The organism is Carboxylicivirga sediminis (assembly GCF_018156225.1).
GTDB lineage: Bacteria > Bacteroidota > Bacteroidia > Bacteroidales > Marinilabiliaceae > Carboxylicivirga > Carboxylicivirga sediminis.
In genome coordinates this window covers 1-3,622 of record NZ_JAGTAR010000070.1, presented here as the reverse complement: position 1 = coordinate 3,622, position 3,622 = coordinate 1, and the positions used below count along the sequence as shown (strand labels likewise).

The window sequence follows — 3,622 nt, the reverse complement described above, 5'->3', positions numbered from 1 at the left end:
GCGGTGGAGTGATGTCTTCAGTAGGTTCAGAAAACTGCAACTTGCAGGCTGTAGGCCTGCCACAATAATAACCCGGGGTAAGCGCAGCGACACCCTGGAACACGTCAACCCAATCAAAAACCGGTGCAACCGGGCATTAATAAATGAAGGATGTAATTAGCACCGGAATAGCCAGTTGTATTTAATTCCTCCTCAGTCCGACATTAGTGCTCAGTGTACTTGATATATATGCTTATATCCCCCCATCGGCTTACAGCCACTTCCCCAAGGGGAAGATGTTTAGCTGCATTGGTTTTATTATAATCGCCTGTTTCAAGACCGCTCTGGATGGCTGCCAAGGCCGTTCTAACCTGCTAATTCACCACTTTTTCTATTCACTACTGACCACTGACTACTCACTAATTATTATCTTCGCAATATGAGTCAACAAACACATCGAAAAAAAATCCTCATTTTTATTGATTGGTTTTTACCCGGCTATAAGGCCGGCGGACCTGTGCGCTCCATGGCAAATATGGTGGCGTATTTAAAGGAGGATTATCTATTTTATATTGTGACGCGAAACACCGATTATACTGAGACAATACCTTACAAAACTGTCAATAGTAATTGCTGGGAGAGTTTTTCAGAAAACGTGAACGTTTACTATGCGGATGAGGCTCATCAGAATAAACTGACCTACAAAGGTATTTTGAATGAAGTAGTTCCTGATATAGTGTATATCAATGGTGTTTATTCCTGGAAATTTTCTATTCTTCCACTGCTCGTTGCTAAAAAGGCGTCATCTGCAAAGGTGATTGTAGCCACCAGAGGCATGTTGGCTGCCAGTGCTATTGATGTGAAAGGCGGGAAGAAGAAGCTGTTTCTCAAGCTGGCGAGGATGGCTGGCCTGTATAAACGTACCATTTTTCATGCTACCAATGAAAAGGAAAAACAGGATATAAATAGGGTATTAGGTCAAAGGTTACAGGTGCAGGTGGCGGATAACCTGCCTAAAAAGGTTTTACCCGAATTTAATTCTATTGAAAAGCATCAAGGAGAATTAAAGCTGGTGAGCTTGGCACGTATCGCTCCGGAGAAGAACACCTTATTCGCCTTGAAGAAATTATCAGAATTGGGGTCGTTTCAAGGACATATTTCTTTCGATCTATACGGTCAGATTTATAATGAGGATTACTGGCATCAATGTGAGGATATCATCTGTCGGCTACCTGAGAACATAAGGGTAGAGCACAAGGGAACAGTGGATGCCGAATTGGTTGGGGCCACCATCCAAAAATACCATAGTCTGTTTATGCCCACACGCGGCGAAAATTTTGGCCATGTGATATTGGAGAGTTTAAGTGCTGGCCGCCCGGTTTTGATTAGTGACCAGACGCCGTGGAGAGAATTGCAGGAAGTTAAAGCAGGCTGGGATGTTTCTCTTGAGTTGAAAAGTAGAAAAGTTGAGTTGAGTACGAAGACCAGAGAAGAGGTTAAAGGTGTAGGGTTGAAGACTGAAAAGGTGGAGAAAGGTACAGGGTTAAAGGTTAAGGGTGAAACGTTCGAAGCCCGAAGTCCGAAGACCGGGAGTGGTGAATGGTGCCAGGTACTTAGAACGCTACTGGAGATGGAGCAGGAAAAGTTTGATGCCTGGTGTGAGGGAGCCAGAAGAAGGGCAGAGGGCTTTGTGAATAATCCGGCGTTGAAGGAGCAGTATTTAGAGTTATTTTAAGAGTTGAAAAGTTGAGGAGTTGAAAAGTTGAGGAGTTTAAGAGTTTTGACTTAGCGGAATAATAAATCAGATAAAGATGTATCAGTTTTCATTTGAAAAGTTAAAAGTTTGGCAATTAAGCCGGCAGTTTGTTGTTAAAATATATAAGATAACTGCCAACTTCCCTGACGAAGAAAAATTTGGACTTATAAAACAATTGAGAAGGGCAGCTGTATCTATTTCTTCTAACCTGGCAGAAGGAAGTGCTCGATTATCCGGTAAAGATCAACAAAAGTTTTATCAATATTCCTTTTCAAGTTTAATGGAAGTCCTTAATCAGTTGATAATTTCTTCCGATCTGAATTATATAACCAGCCAACAATTAGAAGAGTTAAGAACGGATTGTGAAGAGATAAGTCGTATGATTAATGGTATGTTTAAACCATATAACCCCTAAACTATCAATATTTAACTATCAACTTTAAACTAATCAACCATTCAACTAAATATATGTCCCAAAATAAATTTCATATAACTTACTTCTTTCGTAAGCCACAGCCTCAGTACTTCTCCATTGAGAAGGTGTTTGAGCAGGTGTTGAAGCATTTGCCCCCAAGTATCATTCCGCGGGTGTATAAGCTTAAAACGGGAACCAATGGCTGGTGGGGACGTATCAAAGCCCTTATCGAAGCCCGCCAGAACAAGGGCGCCATCAATCATATTACCGGTGATATTACGTTTATTGCCATGGCATTGCCGCGCAAAGGACTTGTGGTGACTTACCACGATTTGGAATCACTGACGCAATACAGTGGGTGGCGCTTTCAACTACTTAAGTTTCTATGGGTGACCATGCCTGTCAGACGGGCACAGGTGGTAACGGCCATCTCCCAGCATACTAAGGAACAACTGATTAAGTGGACCAATTGCAGCCCCTATAAAATAATGGTGATACCCAACCCGCTACCTGAAGAATTAAGCTATCACCCTAAAGCGTGTGAAAAGGAGCATCCGTCCATCCTGGTGATGGGCACTAAGGACAATAAAAATGTGGAGGGGATATTTGAGGCAGTCCGCTTATTGGAAGCGGAGGTACAAGGTGTAAAGTTAGAGGTTAAAGGTAAAGGGTTAAGGGTAAATGAGAAGACCGATGAATTAATAGAGGAGAGTGAAAAGTCCGAAAACATGGCAGAGAAGAGCAGTGAGGGGAGAGCGAGGAGCCCGAAGTCTGAAGACAGAAGTCCGAATACCGGAGAAGAGATTAAAGGTGTAGGGTTGAAGGCTGAAAAGATGGTGAAAGGTACAGGGTTAAAGGTTAAGGGTGAAACGTTTGAGGACCGGAATGCGAAATCCGGGGAGGTGCACCGTGTTCCATTCATTGGGCACTATCAGCTGATTATTGTGGGTGAGATGACACCACAACAGGAGGCATTAGCTGACCAGTATCAATTGGATATCGACAACCTGGTGCAGGTGCCCTATGAGCAAATACAGGCGGCCTACCAGCGCTGCGACATGCTTTGTTTCCCGAGCTTCTACGAAGGATTTGGTTTGCCAATAATTGAAGCACAGGCCATTGGGCGACCCGTTATTACTTCTAATTTTGGAGCGATGAAAGAGGTAGCCGGACAAGCGGCGCTAAAAGTGAACCCTCAAAAAAGAGAAGATATTGCCAGGGCTATCCAGCAATTGACTGATGACGAGGCTTTAAGAACCATATTGGTGGAGAAAGGCCTGAAAAATGTGGAACGCTTTAAAGGACAAACAATTGCGAACGGCTATAGTAAGGTGTACAGGGCGTTGGTGAGAAAGGTTTAAGGTTGAAGGGTTTAAAGTTGAGGGGTTGAGGGTTGAAGACTGATGAGGCAGAAGAAATGGTGGATGGTATAGGGTTAAGGGTGTAAGGTTTAAGACCGAAGACAGGTGGCA

Annotated in this window: 3 protein-coding genes; all 3 read left to right on the top strand. The window is 43.4% G+C overall.

From position 1 onward, the window contains the following. Positions 1-418 precede the first annotated feature (418 nt). The 3 genes from KDU71_RS22500 to KDU71_RS22490 all read left to right on the top strand — a co-directional run bounded on the left by KDU71_RS22500 (position 419) and on the right by KDU71_RS22490 (position 3,511). Positions 419-1,714, top strand: a complete 1,296-nt coding sequence (locus KDU71_RS22500; protein ID WP_212193383.1) for a glycosyltransferase — start codon at positions 419-421, stop codon at positions 1,712-1,714. Between the two features lie 76 nt (positions 1,715-1,790). Beyond that, positions 1,791-2,150 carry a four helix bundle protein gene (locus KDU71_RS22495; protein ID WP_212193382.1) on the top strand — a complete coding sequence of 120 codons (360 nt, stop codon included), beginning with the start codon at positions 1,791-1,793 and terminating at the stop codon, positions 2,148-2,150. 53 nt (positions 2,151-2,203) lie between these two features. Further along, a complete protein-coding gene (locus tag KDU71_RS22490; RefSeq protein ID WP_212193381.1) occupies positions 2,204-3,511 on the top strand; it encodes a glycosyltransferase family 4 protein in 1,308 nt (435 codons plus the stop codon). The last annotated feature ends 111 nt before the right edge of the window (positions 3,512-3,622 follow it).